Annotated in this window: 15 protein-coding genes, 2 tRNA genes, 2 rRNA genes and 1 other RNA gene; 19 read left to right on the top strand and 1 reads right to left on the bottom strand. The window is 47.5% G+C overall.

Going from position 1 to position 16,967, the window contains the following annotated elements; all coding sequences use genetic code 11:
- Positions 1 to 11: 11 nt before the first annotated feature.
- The gene (locus tag ACKTT9_RS36905) at positions 12 to 1,190 is read right to left on the bottom strand and encodes a S8 family peptidase (RefSeq protein ID WP_407869849.1); all 1,179 of its coding nucleotides are present in this window, start codon (positions 1,188 to 1,190) and stop codon (positions 12 to 14) included.
- Positions 1,191 to 1,579: 389 nt separating this feature from the next.
- Between ACKTT9_RS36905 and rpoE the strand changes: the two genes are divergently transcribed.
- From rpoE to ACKTT9_RS36810, 19 genes are all read left to right on the top strand, one after another.
- Positions 1,580 to 2,161, top strand: coding sequence for a DNA-directed RNA polymerase subunit delta (gene rpoE, locus ACKTT9_RS36900; protein WP_407869848.1), 582 nt, complete (start codon positions 1,580 to 1,582; stop codon positions 2,159 to 2,161).
- 327 nt (positions 2,162 to 2,488) lie between these two features.
- Positions 2,489 to 4,093: a CTP synthase gene (locus tag ACKTT9_RS36895; RefSeq protein WP_181646500.1), complete on the top strand. Its 1,605-nt coding sequence runs from the start codon at positions 2,489 to 2,491 to the stop codon at positions 4,091 to 4,093.
- Between the two features lie 156 nt (positions 4,094 to 4,249).
- Complete coding sequence (locus tag ACKTT9_RS36890) at positions 4,250 to 4,642, top strand: response regulator (RefSeq protein ID WP_079418635.1); 393 nt, start codon at positions 4,250 to 4,252, stop codon at positions 4,640 to 4,642.
- 132 nt (positions 4,643 to 4,774) lie between these two features.
- The gene (gene fba / locus ACKTT9_RS36885; RefSeq protein WP_157318258.1) at positions 4,775 to 5,629 is read left to right on the top strand and encodes a class II fructose-1,6-bisphosphate aldolase; all 855 of its coding nucleotides are present in this window, start codon (positions 4,775 to 4,777) and stop codon (positions 5,627 to 5,629) included.
- 273 nt (positions 5,630 to 5,902) lie between these two features.
- The gene (locus ACKTT9_RS36880; protein ID WP_127457668.1) at positions 5,903 to 7,162 is read left to right on the top strand and encodes a UDP-N-acetylglucosamine 1-carboxyvinyltransferase; all 1,260 of its coding nucleotides are present in this window, start codon (positions 5,903 to 5,905) and stop codon (positions 7,160 to 7,162) included.
- A gap of 69 nt (positions 7,163 to 7,231) precedes the next feature.
- Positions 7,232 to 8,536, top strand: coding sequence for a transcription termination factor Rho (gene rho, locus ACKTT9_RS36875; RefSeq protein ID WP_157318257.1), 1,305 nt, complete (start codon positions 7,232 to 7,234; stop codon positions 8,534 to 8,536).
- Positions 8,537 to 8,579: 43 nt separating this feature from the next.
- Positions 8,580 to 9,854 (top strand): radical SAM protein, encoded by a 1,275-nt coding sequence (locus tag ACKTT9_RS36870; RefSeq protein ID WP_407869847.1) that lies wholly within the window; start codon positions 8,580 to 8,582, stop codon positions 9,852 to 9,854.
- Positions 9,855 to 9,982: 128 nt separating this feature from the next.
- The gene (rpmE, locus tag ACKTT9_RS36865) at positions 9,983 to 10,180 is read left to right on the top strand and encodes a 50S ribosomal protein L31 (protein ID WP_029197218.1); all 198 of its coding nucleotides are present in this window, start codon (positions 9,983 to 9,985) and stop codon (positions 10,178 to 10,180) included.
- 91 nt (positions 10,181 to 10,271) lie between these two features.
- On the top strand, positions 10,272 to 10,685 hold the full coding sequence (locus ACKTT9_RS36860) for a hypothetical protein (RefSeq protein WP_127457623.1): 414 nt from the start codon (positions 10,272 to 10,274) through the stop codon (positions 10,683 to 10,685).
- Positions 10,686 to 10,752: 67 nt separating this feature from the next.
- Positions 10,753 to 11,016, top strand: an RNA gene (ffs, locus tag ACKTT9_RS36855) — signal recognition particle sRNA large type.
- Between the two features lie 174 nt (positions 11,017 to 11,190).
- Positions 11,191 to 12,927 (top strand): DNA polymerase III subunit gamma/tau, encoded by a 1,737-nt coding sequence (gene dnaX / locus ACKTT9_RS36850; protein WP_407869846.1) that lies wholly within the window; start codon positions 11,191 to 11,193, stop codon positions 12,925 to 12,927.
- 25 nt (positions 12,928 to 12,952) lie between these two features.
- Positions 12,953 to 13,264, top strand: coding sequence for a YbaB/EbfC family nucleoid-associated protein (locus ACKTT9_RS36845; protein WP_127457621.1), 312 nt, complete (start codon positions 12,953 to 12,955; stop codon positions 13,262 to 13,264).
- Between the two features lie 45 nt (positions 13,265 to 13,309).
- Positions 13,310 to 13,906, top strand: coding sequence for a recombination mediator RecR (recR, locus tag ACKTT9_RS36840; protein ID WP_127457620.1), 597 nt, complete (start codon positions 13,310 to 13,312; stop codon positions 13,904 to 13,906).
- A gap of 142 nt (positions 13,907 to 14,048) precedes the next feature.
- Entirely contained in the window at positions 14,049 to 14,336 is a 288-nt protein-coding gene (locus tag ACKTT9_RS36835; RefSeq protein WP_127457619.1) for a DUF2508 family protein, read from the top strand.
- A 2-nt stretch (positions 14,337 to 14,338) separates the two neighbouring features.
- On the top strand, positions 14,339 to 14,608 hold the full coding sequence (locus tag ACKTT9_RS36830) for a pro-sigmaK processing inhibitor BofA family protein (RefSeq protein ID WP_407869845.1): 270 nt from the start codon (positions 14,339 to 14,341) through the stop codon (positions 14,606 to 14,608).
- 292 nt (positions 14,609 to 14,900) lie between these two features.
- A 16S ribosomal RNA gene (locus tag ACKTT9_RS36825) occupies positions 14,901 to 16,436 on the top strand.
- Positions 16,437 to 16,558: 122 nt separating this feature from the next.
- Positions 16,559 to 16,675 (top strand): 5S ribosomal RNA (gene rrf / locus ACKTT9_RS36820).
- An 82-nt stretch (positions 16,676 to 16,757) separates the two neighbouring features.
- Positions 16,758 to 16,834, top strand: a tRNA-Ile gene (locus tag ACKTT9_RS36815).
- Between the two features lie 12 nt (positions 16,835 to 16,846).
- Positions 16,847 to 16,922, top strand: a tRNA-Ala gene (locus ACKTT9_RS36810).
- Positions 16,923 to 16,967 lie beyond the last annotated feature (45 nt).

Below are 16,967 nucleotides of genomic sequence, written 5' to 3'. Positions count from 1 at the left end.
TAACTCCTTTTTCATTGCGAGTCTCTGATCTGCCTCGCAGCCCGCAAAGCCCGTCTGGCATTCAGGTGTCCTGGCTGCCAGCGTGTGCTTTCGCGCTTGTTGATGCCGAGCGCGCACCGGCGCAGCGCGGTTTTGATCTGCTGCGGCGACAAAGGCTTGATGGCCAGCATCAGCGCGATAACGCCGCTGACGTGAGCCGTGGCCATGGATGTGCCGCTAAGCTCGTTGTATTTGCCGTGAAGCCAGGACGAGTAAACTCGTTCACCTGGTGCATAGATGTCAATTTGTTTGCCGCGATTGCTGAAGGGAGCTATTCGGCCTAGCCGTGTTGTGGCTCCAACGGAAACGACCTGGGAGAAGCGAGCAGGATAATCAATCGTTTTCCGTTTGCCGTCATTACCGGATGAAGCGACAATGACTTTTCCTCTGTAATACGCGTTCAAAACAGCCTGCTCCAGCGCACGGTTGTATGACTTCATGCCGAAGCTCATGTTGATAATATCGAGATCATTGTTTACGCACCAGTCGATTCCGGCAATAATGTCTGAGACATAAGCGCTTCCGCTGTGGTCAAATGCCTTGACAGGGTGAATAATCGATCTGGGTGCGACACCGACGATTCCCGAATTGCGGCCAGTCGCGGCAATGGTGCCTGCAATGTGCGTGCCGTGGCCATTATCATCATAGGGGAGCATGCTGCGATTTAATAAATTGATTCCCCGTGAGATTGAATTTCGTAAGTCCGGGTGATTATAGTCGATGCCTGTGTCGATGACGCCTACATGGATGTTTTGGCCTAGCGACTTGCTCCAAACTTCAGGTGCGCCAATTTGATCAACGCCCCAGGGGATGGTGTGGGAGCCGGAGCCAGATAGCGTGTTTGCACGTTTGATGAGGGTTCTGCTTCCGACCGATTGGTGAACGGTAATTTTGGTATCTTCTTCGATGACCGGATTGCCTGTGAACTGCTTGAGTTTCGAGTCGGAACGGAGCGTGCAGGAGAAGGCATGGATGATGTCGATCGTGCGAACCTTGGACAGGTTGGCCAGGCGGGATCTCATTCGCTTCAGCTCGGATTTGCATGCGTAGTAGTCCTTGGCTGATGAGAAACGGATCAAATGCTTCTTCCCGGATTGCTTGGTGAGTCCGATTTCCTCATGAAGCGAATGAAGAAAGGTGGCTATATCCATACGTGCCATCCCCCCATGACAGCTAATAATCGAGTCTCCCCTATCCTATGTACAGGTCACCCCTTCTGACCGTGTGATAGCCTTTATAGAAATAAATGGGTGCGAAGCCGTGTCAGATGTGCTGGTTTTACATAGGATAAATAGAGAGGCGCGAGCAGGAGTGTCTCTTCCTCAGGTACTGGAAACGGCTGTGACTCGCTCATACCGCTTCCTTAGGATACAGTCGCAAGCGGAGGGGGACCTTCGCTTGTATTCATTTTCGGTGGGCCTGTCCGAAAGGTTTTTTGCGGGTAGTTGCAATTTTAGAAAAAATAGGTTTTACTTAATGAAGATATTGGATAAGGTAGATAGAAGAAGTGAAGAAGACGGTCGAAAGGGATGTGCCTTAGATGAGTAGCGAATACACACTCAAAATCACCACAGAACAAGCACGCGAAATGCCAATGGTGGATTTGGCGTTTGAATTATTGAAATCGGCGAATACGCCGTTTTATTACCGTGACTTGATGGCAGAAATTGCAAAAATTAAAGGGTTATCCGAGCAGCACGTTATGCAAGTGATTGCCCAACTATATACGGAAATCAACATCGATGGACGTTTTGCTTGCGTAGGTACGAATCTATGGGGCTTGAAGCGTTGGTACCCTGTCGAGAAATCAGATGATGCGGTTGGTAACGCGAAGCGTCCAAGAATCATCAATGATGAAGACGACGATCTGGATGAAGACATCTACGCGGAGGAAGAAGATACATACGCAGAGGAAGACGAGTACGATGCGTTTGGTACGGAATCCGAAGAGGAAGAAGCGGAAGAAGATACAGAATTCTTTGAGGATGAAGAGATCGAAGAGGATCTTGGCGAAGAAGGTATCGAGGAGTCCGACGAAGAGGATGAAGACGATCTGGACGAAGATTCCGATTTGGATGAGGACGATTCCGATCTGGATGACGAGGATGAAGACGACAAATAACTTGTCTTGACAGCCGCTGCCCGTTCAGAGTAAACTATTGCATGGGCTTTAAAAGAATCTTAACAAATCGCGCAAGCGTTCAAAAAGTGCCCCGTCTACTCACGGGTGTCACTTTTTTTTGTTTTCAGGCTGTTTTTTTCACCAGATTTTCATGAAAACCCTCATTTAGTAGACACTAAATCTGAGGCAGTGGCACCACGACAACGATAGCGAATGCTTACGGTGTAAGCTTTTTGCATAGAAAGACACAGGCCGGTGATCTGGCACTACTAAACGTATGCGTACGTTGCAATTTTTCAACTAAAAAACTATTAGGAGGCGTACATAGTGACAAAATACATTTTCGTTACGGGGGGCGTAGTTTCATCCCTTGGCAAAGGAATTACTGCAGCTTCCTTAGGAAGATTGCTGAAGAACAGAGGTCTGAAAGTTACGATTCAAAAGTTTGATCCGTACATCAACGTGGATCCAGGGACAATGAGTCCTTATCAGCATGGTGAAGTTTTCGTAACCGATGACGGAGCTGAAACGGATTTGGATTTAGGCCATTATGAGCGTTTCATCGATATCAACCTGTCCAAAAGCTCGAACGTAACTTCAGGCAAGGTGTACTCCTCCGTTATTACCAAAGAGCGTAGAGGGGAATATCTCGGGGGTACGGTACAAGTTATTCCTCACATTACGAATGAAATCAAAGATCGTGTATTGCGAGCGGGCCGTGAGGCACAATCCGACGTTGTTATTACTGAAATCGGCGGAACCGTTGGTGATATCGAGAGCCTTCCTTTCTTGGAAGCTATCCGTCAAATGAAAAATGATATCGGCCGCGAGAATGTGATGTATATTCACGTTACGCTGATTCCTTATATCAAAGCTGCAGGTGAAGTGAAAACAAAACCGACACAGCACAGTGTGAAAGAACTGCGCGGCTTAGGCATTCAGCCTCACGTTATTGTTTGCCGTACCGAACATTCTTTGACAGAAGATATGAAGCGTAAGCTTGCTCTATTCTGTGACATTGATCCAGCGGCTGTAATCGAGTGTAAAGATGCAGAAACACTTTACGAAGTGCCAATGATGCTTCGCGAACAAGGACTTGACGATTATGTCGTTAACCACTTGAAGCTCAAAACGAATGAACCGGATATGACCGAGTGGGAAAGTCTTGTTCGTAAAGTGAAATCCTTGACGAAGAAGACAGAAATCGCCATTGTCGGGAAATATGTTGCTTTGCATGATGCTTATTTGAGCATTGTTGAAGCACTTGGACATGCCGGCATTGATAACGACTCCGAGATCAACATTCGTTGGGTAAATGCAGAAGAAATTTATGACCACAACGTGGATGATCTGCTTTCCGGCGTACAAGGTATCTTGGTGCCAGGCGGTTTCGGTGATCGTGGTATTGAAGGTAAAGTATCTGCTATTCGTTATGCTCGCGAGAAGAAAATACCTTTCTTCGGCATTTGCTTGGGTATGCAGGTGGCTGTTATTGAGTATGCGCGTTCTGTTTCAGGTTTGGATGGAGCGAACTCCTCCGAAATTAATCCGACTACGGCTTATCCGGTTATCGATCTTCTGCCAGAACAGAAGGATATTGAGAATTTGGGCGGTACTATGCGTCTTGGTCTCTATCCGTGCAAAATTGTTCCAGGTTCATTGGCGGAGAAATGCTACAATGATGAACTTGTTTACGAGAGACACCGTCACCGGTATGAGTTCAACAATGAATACCGCGAGTTGATCGAATCCGCTGGTTTGCGCATTTCCGGTACGTCCCCGGACGGCCGTTTGGTCGAAATGGTGGAGCTTCCAGGCCACCCTTGGTTCTTGGCGGTACAGTTCCATCCGGAATTCACATCCCGTCCGAACCGTCCGCAGCCGCTATTCCGTGAATTCGTGAAGGCTGCTCAAGGAATTGCGCGTAGCTAACTCGCTATGTGAACCACCTCCTGTAAAACAACTTATTTGTAAAAGTTTTCAATTTGGTTCTCTCTCATGAAGGAAAACGGAAATGAATAGCGAATACGTTATGTATCTGTGAAGTGCAGGGGATTTGTTATTCGTTTTCGGGAGGGAACTAGGCGGATGAAGAAAAAGGTACTGATTGTCGATGATCAAAATGGAATTCGCGTACTGCTAATGGAGGTTTTCAGCAACGAAGGATACGATACCTATCAAGCCTCTAATGGTAAATTGGCTTTGGAAATCGTCAAAAATTCTTCGCCGGACCTACTATTACTGGATATGAAAATTCCCGGTATGGATGGCCTAGATATTCTCAAGCACGTTAAAGCAATTGATGCCTCGATCAAAGTGATCATGATGACAGCTTATGGTGAGCTGGATATGATTAAAGAAGCGACGGACCTGGGTGCTATCATGCATTTTACGAAGCCGTTTGACATTGATGAGTTGCGCATGGCGGTTAATATGCAGTTAAATAATGAGTCAAGCAGTGGTTTTGCCGTGGGATCCTAGTCATAGGGTCTTTTTTTGTGGCTGAGAAGCGTGGGCTTGGTTATCATTTGAAAGTATATGTGCTATAATAACTCAGGTATGACAAGAGCGGTCAACGCAAAACTACAAAAAGGTTCTAGGAGGAAGAGAAACATGGCATTGGTTTCAATGAATGAGTTTTTACCTAAAGCAAAAGCGAACAAATTCGCGGTGGGTCAATTTAACATGAACAACCTTGAGTTCGCTCAAGCGATTGTGGATGCTGCAATCGAGCTGAAATCCCCTTTCATTTACGGTGTTAGCGAAGGCGCACTGAAATATATGGGTATCGAATTTACAGTAGCAATTGCTGAAGCTGCAGCCAAAAAATCCGGTCTGCCGATCGCTTTGCACTTGGATCACGGCAGCTCCTTTGAAGTAGCAATGAAATGTATCCGCGCAGGATTCAGCTCCGTTATGTTTGACGGTTCACACTACTCTTTCGAAGAAAACATCCGTTTGACGAAAGAAGTTGTTAAAGCGGCTCGTGCAATGGGCGTATCCGTTGAAGGTGAGCTTGGAACAATCGGTGGTGTTGAGGATGACATCTCGGTAGACGAAGAGCACGCTAACCTTGCAAAACCTGAAGAAGCTATCCGCTTCTATGAAGAGACAGGCGTTGACTGTTTGGCAATCGCAGTAGGTACAGCACATGGTATGTACGCTGGCGAGCCTAACATCCATTTTGACATTATCGAGCAAGTTTCCAAAGCAATCCCAGTTCCAGTTGTATTACATGGTGGTTCCGGTGTTCCTGACGAAATGATTCGTAAATCGATCGCTGCAGGCGTTGGTAAAATCAATGTTAACACTGAGAACCAAGTAGCATGCACAGAAACGATCCGCGCAGTTCTGAACAAGGACGCTAAAATTTATGATCCTCGTAAATATCTAACCCCAGCTCGTAACGCAATGGTCGAAGTTGTAAAATCCAAAATTCAATTGTTCGGAAGCAGCAACCAAGCTTAATTATAATTGTATAGATGCAGTGGGAAATGCCGCAAGACGCAAACGGAGGATGCGAAATGTCCGCCGTTTGCATGCTTGCGGGCGTTTCCTTCTTCTATTTTTTGTCTTCAGTTGTTACTAGGACTGTAAGCGTTTTTGTTATTGATGTTCTTATTTCCTTTTATTTGTTCATGTTCATTTCAATAGATTGTGATACAATTTTGGTTGCAATTGGCGTTTAGGTTGTGGAGTTTGCGTTACAGGAAGGCACCTGGATTTAGGGGGAGAATCATGTTGGAGAAATTAATGGTGGTCGGGGGACGTCCACTACGAGGGACTGTTCAAATTAGCGGAGCTAAGAATAGTGCGGTTGCACTTATTCCAGCTGCGATTCTTGCTGAAACGCCGGTAACGTTGGATAATCTGCCGCATTTAAGCGATGTGGCTACATATACAGAAATTTTGACGGATTTAGGAGCTACCATCGACTGGAACGAAGATCGGATGACGATCGATCCTAGCAGAATGAAGTCTCTTCCAATGCCTAATGGAAAAGTTAAGAAGTTAAGAGCTTCCTATTATTTGATGGGAGCGCTGCTCGGAAGGTTCGGGGAAGCGAATATCGGTTTGCCGGGCGGATGCAATTTTGAACCACGTCCAATCGATTTGCATATCAAAGGCTTTGAAGCTTTAGGGGCTGAAGTAAGCAATGAGAATGGCGCATTAAGAATTCGGGCCAAAGAGCTGCGTGGAGCGAAGATTTATTTGGATATGGCGAGCGTAGGGGCTACGATCAACATTATGTTGGCGGCTTCACGTGCCAAGGGTAATACAATTATTGAAAATGCGGCGAAAGAGCCTGAAATTATAGATGTAGCTACATTGTTGAACTCGATGGGTGCAAGAATCAAGGGTGCTGGTACCGATACCATTCGGATCGAAGGGGTAACGGAGATGCATGGCTGCCGCCATTCCATCATTCCTGACCGGATTCAAGCGGGAACGTATATGATTGCAGCAGCTGCTACGCGCGGCGATGTGACTGTAGATAACGTCATTCCTAAACATATGGAAGCATTAACAGCGAAACTTCAAGAAATGGGTGTACATATCTACGAGATGGATGAATCCATTCGTGTAGTAGGTCAGCCTGAGTACTCTAGCGTCGATGTAAAAGCATTAATTTACCCAGGGTTTGCAACAGATTTGCAATCTCCAATGGCAAGCCTATTGTGCCAAGCTAGAGGAGTTAGTATACTAACGGATCATGTTTACAGCAATCGTTTCAAGCATATTCCTGAGCTCGTGCGGATGGGCGCTAAGATGAAAGTTGAAGGACGCTCCGCCATTATCGAAGGATCCGAGCTTAGCTCGGCGAAGGTTCGGGCAACGGATTTACGAGCAGGAGCATCCCTTGTGCTGGCTGGTCTTAGCGTAAGAACAGGCGGTATTACCGAGGTGTCCGGCGTTGAGTTTATTGACCGTGGGTATGAGAACTTGGTCTTCAATTTATCTTCCCTGGGTGCCGAGGTTTGGCGCGAGAGCGAAGAGTAAGGAATAAAGTTCCAGACAACAGGCAATGCTAGAATCCAATTGAAAATTTAATAGTTTGGTGGTTGAAACATGAGCATGCAGCTTGCTGAGCTTGAAGTACTCAAGCTTACTGAATTATATAAACTAGCTAAGAAACATCAGATTCCATACTACGGTACGCTGAAGAAAAAAGAACTCATCTTTGCAATTTTACGTGCACAAGCTGCTGAAAGTGGTCTAATGTTTATGCAAGGTGTCCTCGAAATTCTTCAAGAGGGCTTTGGTTTCTTGCGTCCCATTAACTATCTTCCAAGCTCAGAAGACATTTATATTTCTGCTTCCCAGATTCGCAAATTCGATTTGCGCTCCGGGGATATTGTATCAGGCAAATGCCGTCCTCCTAAAGAGAATGAGCGTTATTTCGGGCTTCTTCAGGTTGAAGCGGTTAATGGCGAGAAACCGGAAACAGCTGCCGAGCGGCTTCATTTCCCTGCCTTGACGCCACTCTATCCGGATACGCGTATTACGCTTGAAACAGAGCCTAACAAGGTTTCCATGCGTATCATGGATTTGCTTGCGCCTGTAGGTCTAGGCCAACGTGGATTGATTGTTGCACCTCCCAAAGCCGGTAAAACATTGCTGCTGAAGGAAATTGCCAACAGTATTTCTACGAACTACCCTGACATTGAGCTATTCGTACTGCTGATCGATGAGCGTCCAGAGGAAGTTACGGACATGCAGCGTTCTGTGAAAGGAGAAGTTGTTGCTTCTACTTTTGACGAGCTGCCTGAGAATCATATTAAAGTTGCTGAATTAGTCCTGGAACGCGCTATGCGTCTAGTTGAACATAAGAAAGACGTTGTTATTTTGCTGGACAGCATCACTCGTTTGGCTAGGGCTTACAACCTTGTAGTTCCGCCAACAGGCCGGACACTATCCGGTGGTATCGATCCTGGCGCATTTCATCGTCCGAAGCGTTTCTTCGGGGCTGCCCGTAACATCGAGGAAGGCGGCAGCTTAACGATTCTCGCTACAGCACTTGTGGAGACGGGTTCGCGTATGGACGACGTCATCTACGAGGAATTTAAAGGGACAGGTAATCTTGAGCTGCATCTGGATCGTAAAATGGCGGAACGCCGTATTTTCCCTGCTATCGACATTCGCAGATCCGGTACGCGCCGCGAAGAGGCGCTGCTGAGCAAAGATGAACTCGAGAAGGTATGGGCGCTCCGCAAAGGTATGAACGATTCGCACGAATACACCGAGTCCTTCATCAAAAAACTTGCCGAAACGAAAACGAATCAAGAGTTCCTGGATTCTTTGGCTTCTCCATCGACAGGCGCTTCAACGTCAACAGGGGCAAGCAAAGGAAAAGTGAAAAACTCAGCATCTTAATCAGATGCGGAAGATGCGTTAACGCATAAAGAGGAGTACCGTTATGAATTTGGTTTATTCAGACTCACAAGGAAACGTTTTTGACCATCCGGATTTTTTGGCGCTTGGTCGAAATGCTGAAATGATCACAGAAATTATGGAAGACGAGTTGATTCCGCTGCCCGAAGGGGCGACGCTTGTCAGTCTTCCTTTTACACGGCCAGTAGGCATAGATGCTGAGACTGGCGATATGAAGCTGGTGCCAGGCGATTATCATGCTGTCGGTGCGCTGCTGCCGCAAGGGTTTACCCGTTTGTTGCTGCCCGGTTACGTCAAATCCGACAAGACCAAGGCGCTGCCGCTGTTCGGTTATACGGCTGTTGTATGGAAGGATGACGCTTTCTATGTAGCTGCTCGACTAACGGATAATCCCTACTTCTGGAATCCGATTCATTGCGATGTAACGGAGCTGGAGTCCCAGGTCAAAACCTTGACGGCCAAGTATCCGGAAAACCGCTTGTACGCGCACTTATCCAACTGCGCACTCGGTTATGAGTGCCTGACCGCTTCGAATACCTTCCTGCAGCGTTGGGAAGGCGCTGTTCCGGTCTCCTATTCCTGTAACGCAGGTTGCTTCGGATGTATTTCGGAACAGCCGGATGAGAGCGGCTTTGTGGCTCCACAGACGCGTATGAATTTTAAACCTCAGATCGAAGAGATCACGCAGATCATGCTGGAGCATCTACGTACACCGGATAGCATCATTTCCTTCGGACAAGGGTGTGAAGGTGAGCCTAGTACACAAGCGGCGCTTATTATTCCGGCTATCAAGCAGGTTCGTGAGCAGACGAAGATGGGTTACATCAACATCAACACGAATGCAGGGCTGACAGACCATATTCGCGGCATCGTAGACGCCGGGCTTGACCTGATGCGTGTGAGTACGATCAGTGCTTTGGATGATCACTACAATGCCTATTACAAGCCTAGAGCTTACACGCTGAAAAATGTAGAAAAATCCCTTCGCTACGCAACGGACAAAGGTGTCATCACATCCATCAATTATCTTGTATTCCCGGGGGTAACGGATCGGGAGGAAGAGATTGAGGCTATGATCGAATTCGTGCGAAGAACGGGATTAAAATTAATTCAATTGCGCAACCTGAATATTGACCCTGAAAGTTATTTGGGGATTATCCCTAAGGCTCGGGGCGAGCTGCTTGGCATGAAGCAAATGATTGAGATTTTCGAGCAGGAATTGCCGGATGTTGTGCTTGGATCTTACTCGCATACGCCAAAGTTCTACGCCAGCGACAGAAATACGACAATGGTCCTCTAAGTTAGGGGTTTCCACTCGTTTTTCCATTGCATTCGAACTTGCGAATATGCTACAATGCAAAAGTACCTAAGGTACGTCCATTAACTCTGATTCAGCAAATGATTCAGGGCGGAAAGAGGTGAACCAACATGAAAGCAGGTATTCATCCTACTTATCATGCAACCACAGTGACTTGCGCTTGTGGTAATGTGTTCGAAACGGGTTCAATCAAGCAAAATCTTCGCGTTGAGATTTGCTCTAATTGCCATCCTTTCTACACTGGTAAACAAAAGTTTATCGATGTAGGCGGCCGTGTCGACAAGTTCAAAAAGAAATACGGAATCTAATTGGTATCAATTACTTTGCTGCCAATCAGCATAAGACGTCCTCCCTTGGTCATCCTAAGTTTAGACTTAGAGTCCAATGGGAGGTGTTTTTATGTTCAAAGGTATGCGAAGAATAACCTTAGCCATCCTGCTTACCATGAGCTTGGCCGGGTGCGGCATCAATTCGAGTAACAAAAACCCGCCGCAGACGGATACGGGCAATTATAAAGCGCAAAATTACAAGCGGGACGGGTATTTGGGCATCACCAATGTGAATCCGAACGACCCGCTGAATCCAACGTATCATCACTATGAGGATGATTCGAACTTAATGAAAAACGTGCTTGCACAGTTTCAAGGAATCGAGAAATCCAATATTGCCATCAACGGACCCAATGCTCGCGTGAAAATAAAAGCAAAACCGCACTTGACGGCGGCGCAAGTTGAAGAGCTTCGCTCTCAAGTGCAAAACGCTTTTGATACCAATATGCCGCGTTACAAAACAACAGTGAAAATGTCACGGTGATCAAGGCGAACAGGTATATTTTCCCCCTTAGTTGCTATTTACAGGTGAATCAGCTATACTATTTTTACTGTGCTAGACGGGGAGGTAGCGGTGCCCTGTAACTCGCAATCCGCTGTAGCGGGGTTGAATTCCTGTTAGCGGTACTGTGATGTGAGGTCTGGCTCTTACACGTGGTGTTGAGAGTTGGGTCCTTCGCAATGAATGCTCATGAACCCGGTCAGGTCTGGAAGGAAGCAGCCGTAAGTGAGATGTTTCATGTGCCGAGGGGCTGCCTGACTTGAGCTAACGATAAGAGTTCGCTTGTATCACTTTATCAATAACAGGTGCACGGTTTATAATGAAATTTCATATGACTTTGAACTTGGACGCCTTCTCATGAGGCGTTTTTTATTTTGTCTATCCGCATCAGATCCGGATTCCATGTTTGATCCTCTATTTCATCCCCTGTTGCGATATAGTATAATGGATTCAGCATTCCACGCAGGGATTAATGGAGAGGAACACTATGGCACATATTGCTCTATATCGAACGTGGAGGTCTCAGACGTTTCGTGAGGTTGTCGGTCAGAGACATATCACGCAGACACTGCAGAATTCTTTGCGAGAAAATCGCCTTACCCATGCTTATTTGTTCAACGGTCCGCGGGGAACAGGGAAGACAAGTACGGCCAAAATATTAGCCAAAGCAGTTAACTGCTTAAACGGTCCGGCTGAAGAGCCATGCAACGCTTGCTCTGCCTGTGAACGCATCACCGACGGCGCTGTCATGGATGTCGTTGAGATTGACGCCGCTTCTAACCGCGGTGTTGAAGAAATTCGGGATATTCGGGATAAAGTCAAGTATGCTCCTACCGAAGTCAGACAGAAGGTCTATATCATCGATGAAGTGCACATGCTGACTACAGAGGCTTTCAACGCATTGCTCAAAACACTTGAAGAGCCGCCCGCCCATGTGATGTTCATACTAGCGACGACGGAGCCGCATAAGATTCCGGCAACGATTATTTCTCGCTGTCAGCGCTTTGACTTTCGCCGTGTTTCGATGGATGATCAGGTGCAGCGGCTGAAATATATTTGTGATCAGGAGCAGATTTCCATTAACGAGGAAGCGCTCCATTATATTGCGAGATTGTCTGATGGCGGGATGCGCGATGCGCTCAGCCTTCTGGATCAAGCGACCTCTTTTGCAACAGGGGAAGTACAGCTCTCGGACATATTGTCCATCACCGGCGGGGTGGCTTCCGATCAATTCAAGAAGCTCGTGCTTTGTATCAAAGACAAGAACCTTGGCGCCGCGCTAGAGTTAATCGATACGTTCATGCAGGAAGGCAAAAGCGCTGACAAATGTATCGAGAATTTGATTAATTATTTCCGCGATTTGCTCATGGTTCGCATGGTGCCGAATTCGCCGGTCATTACAGAACGCGTGTTTGATATGCGCGAGCTCAGTGAAATTGCCAGCCATTTTACGCCAAACGAAATGATGGGCATGATAGAAATACTGAATCATTATCAGAGTGAGATGAAGTATTCCGTCCAGCCCCAAACCCTGCTCGAGATTTCAATTATGAAAATGTGCGGCGGTTATAGCGGCGAAGGACATACGGCTGTCAGCGCAGGGGTAGATCAGGGAAGCCGGATGCCGCAAGGCGATCTTTTTGCTCAAATGACCCAGAAGCTCAAACAACTTGAAGATCAGATAGCAGGACTGTTAAAATCGGGAGTATCGGGTGCGGCCGTTGAAACGAAACCAGCTCCCAAAATGCCGGTGGCCTCTGCTCCGTCCAAGAAGTCAGGGATTAAGCTCGATGGGTACCTGAAGGCCTCGGAAGGTCCGGATACCAAGGCAGCTCTAATGAAATGGAGTCAGGTACTGGGTCTGGTCAAGGAGAAGAAGATTACTGTCCATGCTTGGTTTGTGAATGGTGATCTGGTCTCGATGCTCGATGATGTGGTATTGGTTGCGTTCAAGAATGAAATGCACCGTAACACCACAGAGAAACCGGAGAACAAACTCATTATCGAGCAAGTGCTCAGCTCAGTATTCGGCAAGTCCATGCGCTTGCTTACGGTTATGCGTAAAGAGTGGGACGACGCCAAGAGTGATGCGACTAGCAGTACGCCTGAAGTTCTGGAGTTTGTGGCAGAAGAAGGAAGCCCAGGATCTCCACCCAAAGAGGAGTGGATCTCCGAAGCAATTCAACTGTTTGGCGAAGATTTAGTGACCATTAAAGAAGACTAAACTAAATACAAAGGAGCAAACAAAAATGAATAACATGAACCAAATGATGAAACAAGTGAAGAAAATGCAAGAGCAAATGATGAAGGCTCAAGAAGAACTGGGCACGAAAATCATTGAAGGCACAGCTGGCGGCGGCGTTGTTACTTGTACAGTGAATGGACACAAGAAAGTACAAAGCATCACAATTAAACCTGAAGCTGTTGATCCGGATGATGTTGAAATGCTGCAAGACCTTGTGCTTACAGCTGTCAATGATGCGATGACGAAAGCGGAAGAAATCGCGAACAAAGATATGGGCAAATTCACAGGTGGCATGAATATCCCTGGTTTGTTCTAGTCACAACCATGAGCTACGATTCTGAAAGATGAGGGAGAACTTCCTTTGTATTACCCCGAACCGATTTCTAAGTTAATCGATGCTTTCTCCCGTCTGCCGGGGGTAGGCCCCAAAACGGCGGGACGCCTTGCCTTTCATGTACTTCGTATGAAGGAAGAAGATGTGATTGATTTTGCGAAGGCGCTCGTCAACGTGAAAAGAAACCTCCACTATTGTTCCGTCTGCTGCAACATTACCGATGTAGATCCTTGCCGGATCTGTCAAGATAAGAACAGGGATGGTTCCGTCATTTGCGTCGTACAGGAGCCTAAGGATTTGGTTGCTTTGGAACGCACCAAAGAGTTCGAAGGCTACTATCATGTCCTGCATGGGGCAATTTCCCCTATGGAAGGGATCGGCCCCGATCAAATTCATATCGCCGAGTTACTCAAGCGGTTGGGGGATGAAACCGTACAGGAATTAATTTTGGCCACGAACCCGAACATTGAAGGTGAAGCTACGGCCATGTACCTGTCTCGGTTAGTGAAGCCGTTTGGCCTGAAGGTTACGCGTATCGCGCACGGACTACCTGTTGGCGGCGACTTGGAATATGCGGATGAAGTAACACTGTCCAAAGCCATGGAAGGCCGCAGGGAATTATAAATAGCGTTAATCATGCAAAAGGGAGCTGAAGAGCTCTCTTTTTTTGTTTCGTGTAAAAGCAGTGCGTTAGTTCTAATTGCTCTATTTCTCCCATAAGCATAAGGGTAGATTAACCCGCATTTGGGGTCATGGAGGTTTGCTGATGAGACCAGCACTATTAGGCATGCACGGAAGGAAGAATCCACAGACGAAAAAAGGGGCAAAAGAGGAACTTCTGCGGGACAAGCAATTGCTGCTGCAAGAGATCCGTTCGGCACATGCGAATTGGGTGGCAGCTCAGGCGCATTTTGAGTTTGCCTTGGACAAGGATCAGATTGACTATGCCATCTATGCGATGGAGGCGGCTGAGAAGAGATTCGAAATGCTCATCAAGCAGGCTAAAAGGCTGAATCTGAGCATGATTGACACTGATCGATTACTGGAGGTGTAGACGTGTATATTAAATATGCGGTATGGGGATTACTCATACTATCCTCACTATTGCTGCTAGTTACCGTATTGCGTAACAGAGGGGCTGGCAGATTATTGTCTGGTCTGACATTGAATGTTGTTGTAGCAGCCTTCCTGCTATATGCTTTAAATTTGCTGAGCGCCTATACGCAGGTGGATTTGCCGATTAATACAGCTACACTAGGGACAGTAACAGTGCTAGGTGTACCGGGTGTTATTCTGCTTGTTGGATTAAAACTGACCTTGTTATAGGTGGAAGGAAAATACAGTTGTCATATGGGTTGACTCGGAAGCAGCATCTATGTTATCTTATAAAAGTTGCCGCTGAGACATGCGGGAATAACGAGTAACTTAAGAAAAACAAGTTGCAAAACTAAAGTTAGTGTGGTATATTGAACTTCCGGCTTTCGAAAGAGAGCGGATAGGACAAGAGTCATTGATCTTTGAAAACTGAACAACGAGTGAGTAAGCACAGTCGAGTAATCGACTATAAATGAGATTGTAAAATCTCGCTAGCAAGTCAATGAGTACAATCAGCTTTTCTATTATGGAGAGTTTGATCCTGGCTCAGGACGAACGCTGGCGGCGTGCCTAATACATGCAAGTCGAGCGGAGCACTTCGGTGCTTAGCGGCGGACGGGTGAGTAACACGTAGGCAACCTGCCTATAAGACTGGGATAACTATCGGAAACGATAGCTAAGACCGGATAACTGGTTTTCTCGCATGAGAGAATCATGAAACACGGAGCAATCTGTGGCTTATAGATGGGCCTGCGGCGCATTAGCTAGTTGGTGAGGTAACGGCTCACCAAGGCGACGATGCGTAGCCGACCTGAGAGGGTGAACGGCCACACTGGGACTGAGACACGGCCCAGACTCCTACGGGAGGCAGCAGTAGGGAATCTTCCGCAATGGACGCAAGTCTGACGGAGCAACGCCGCGTGAGTGATGAAGGTTTTCGGATCGTAAAGCTCTGTTGCCCTAGACGAACAGCAAGGCGAGTAACTGCGCTTTGTGTGACGGTATAGGAGAAGAAAGCCCCGGCTAACTACGTGCCAGCAGCCGCGGTAATACGTAGGGGGCAAGCGTTGTCCGGAATTATTGGGCGTAAAGCGCGCGCAGGCGGTTAATTAAGTTGGGTGTTTAAGCCCGGGGCTCAACCCCGGTTCGCATCCAAAACTGGTTAACTTGAGTGTAGGAGAGGAAAGTGGAATTCCACGTGTAGCGGTGAAATGCGTAGAGATGTGGAGGAACACCAGTGGCGAAGGCGACTTTCTGGCCTATAACTGACGCTGAGGCGCGAAAGCGTGGGGAGCAAACAGGATTAGATACCCTGGTAGTCCACGCCGTAAACGATGCATACTAGGTGTTGGGGATTCGATTCCTCGGTGCCGAAGTTAACACAGTAAGTATGCCGCCTGGGGAGTACGCTCGCAAGAGTGAAACTCAAAGGAATTGACGGGGACCCGCACAAGCAGTGGAGTATGTGGTTTAATTCGAAGCAACGCGAAGAACCTTACCAGGTCTTGACATCCCGATGTAACACCTAGAGATAGGTGCCCTCTTCGGAGCATTGGAGACAGGTGGTGCATGGTTGTCGTCAGCTCGTGTCGTGAGATGTTGGGTTAAGTCCCGCAACGAGCGCAACCCTTGATCTTAGTTGCCAGCACTTCGGGTGGGCACTCTAAGATGACTGCCGGTGACAAACCGGAGGAAGGTGGGGATGACGTCAAATCATCATGCCCCTTATGACCTGGGCTACACACGTACTACAATGGTCGGTACAACGGGAAGCGAAGCCGCGAGGTGGAGCCAATCCTTATAAGCCGATCTCAGTTCGGATTGCAGGCTGCAACTCGCCTGCATGAAGTCGGAATTGCTAGTAATCGCGGATCAGCATGCCGCGGTGAATACGTTCCCGGGTCTTGTACACACCGCCCGTCACACCACGAGAGTTTACAACACCCGAAGTCGGTGGGGTAACCCGCAAGGGAGCCAGCCGCCGAAGGTGGGGTAGATGATTGGGGTGAAGTCGTAACAAGGTAGCCGTATCGGAAGGTGCGGCTGGATCACCTCCTTTCTATGGAGACTCGGTCTTGATAAGACCAGTCAAGTGCGAAAGCACACATCGCTTACTCACTCGTGTTCAGTTTTGAAAGAGCAAGCTCTTTCAGCAAGATGGTGGAAATCATGTTGCACTCGTTTGGTGATGATGGCGGAGGGGACCCACGCGTTCCCATCTCGAACACGACCGTTAAGCCCTCCAGCGTCGATGGTACTTGAACCGCAGGGTTCTGGGAGAGTAGAACGTTGCCAAGCGGACCCATGGCAAGCTTTCGAAGAAAGCTTCGAAAGCTTGTAGGTGGGTTTTTATTTTGGGGAGTTTCCCCGAAACACATATTGGCCCTTAGCTCAGCTGGTTAGAGCGCACCCCTGATAAGGGTGAGGTCGGTGGTTCGAGTCCACTAGGGCCAACCAATTTTATACTTTGGGGCCATAGCTCAGCTGGGAGAGCGCCTGCCTTGCAAGCAGGAGGTCAGCGGTTCGATCCCGCTTGGCTCCACCAATTATCATTTTCAGACAGAGATTTCCAAGGAATTTCGACTTGAAA

Origin of the sequence: Paenibacillus sp. P36, from assembly GCF_045866505.1 — a bacterium.
Classification (GTDB): Bacteria; Bacillota; Bacilli; order Paenibacillales; family NBRC-103111; genus Paenibacillus_E; species Paenibacillus_E chondroitinus.
The sequence above is the reverse complement of the archived record's forward strand: the minus strand, read 5'-3'. Positions and strand labels throughout refer to the sequence as shown.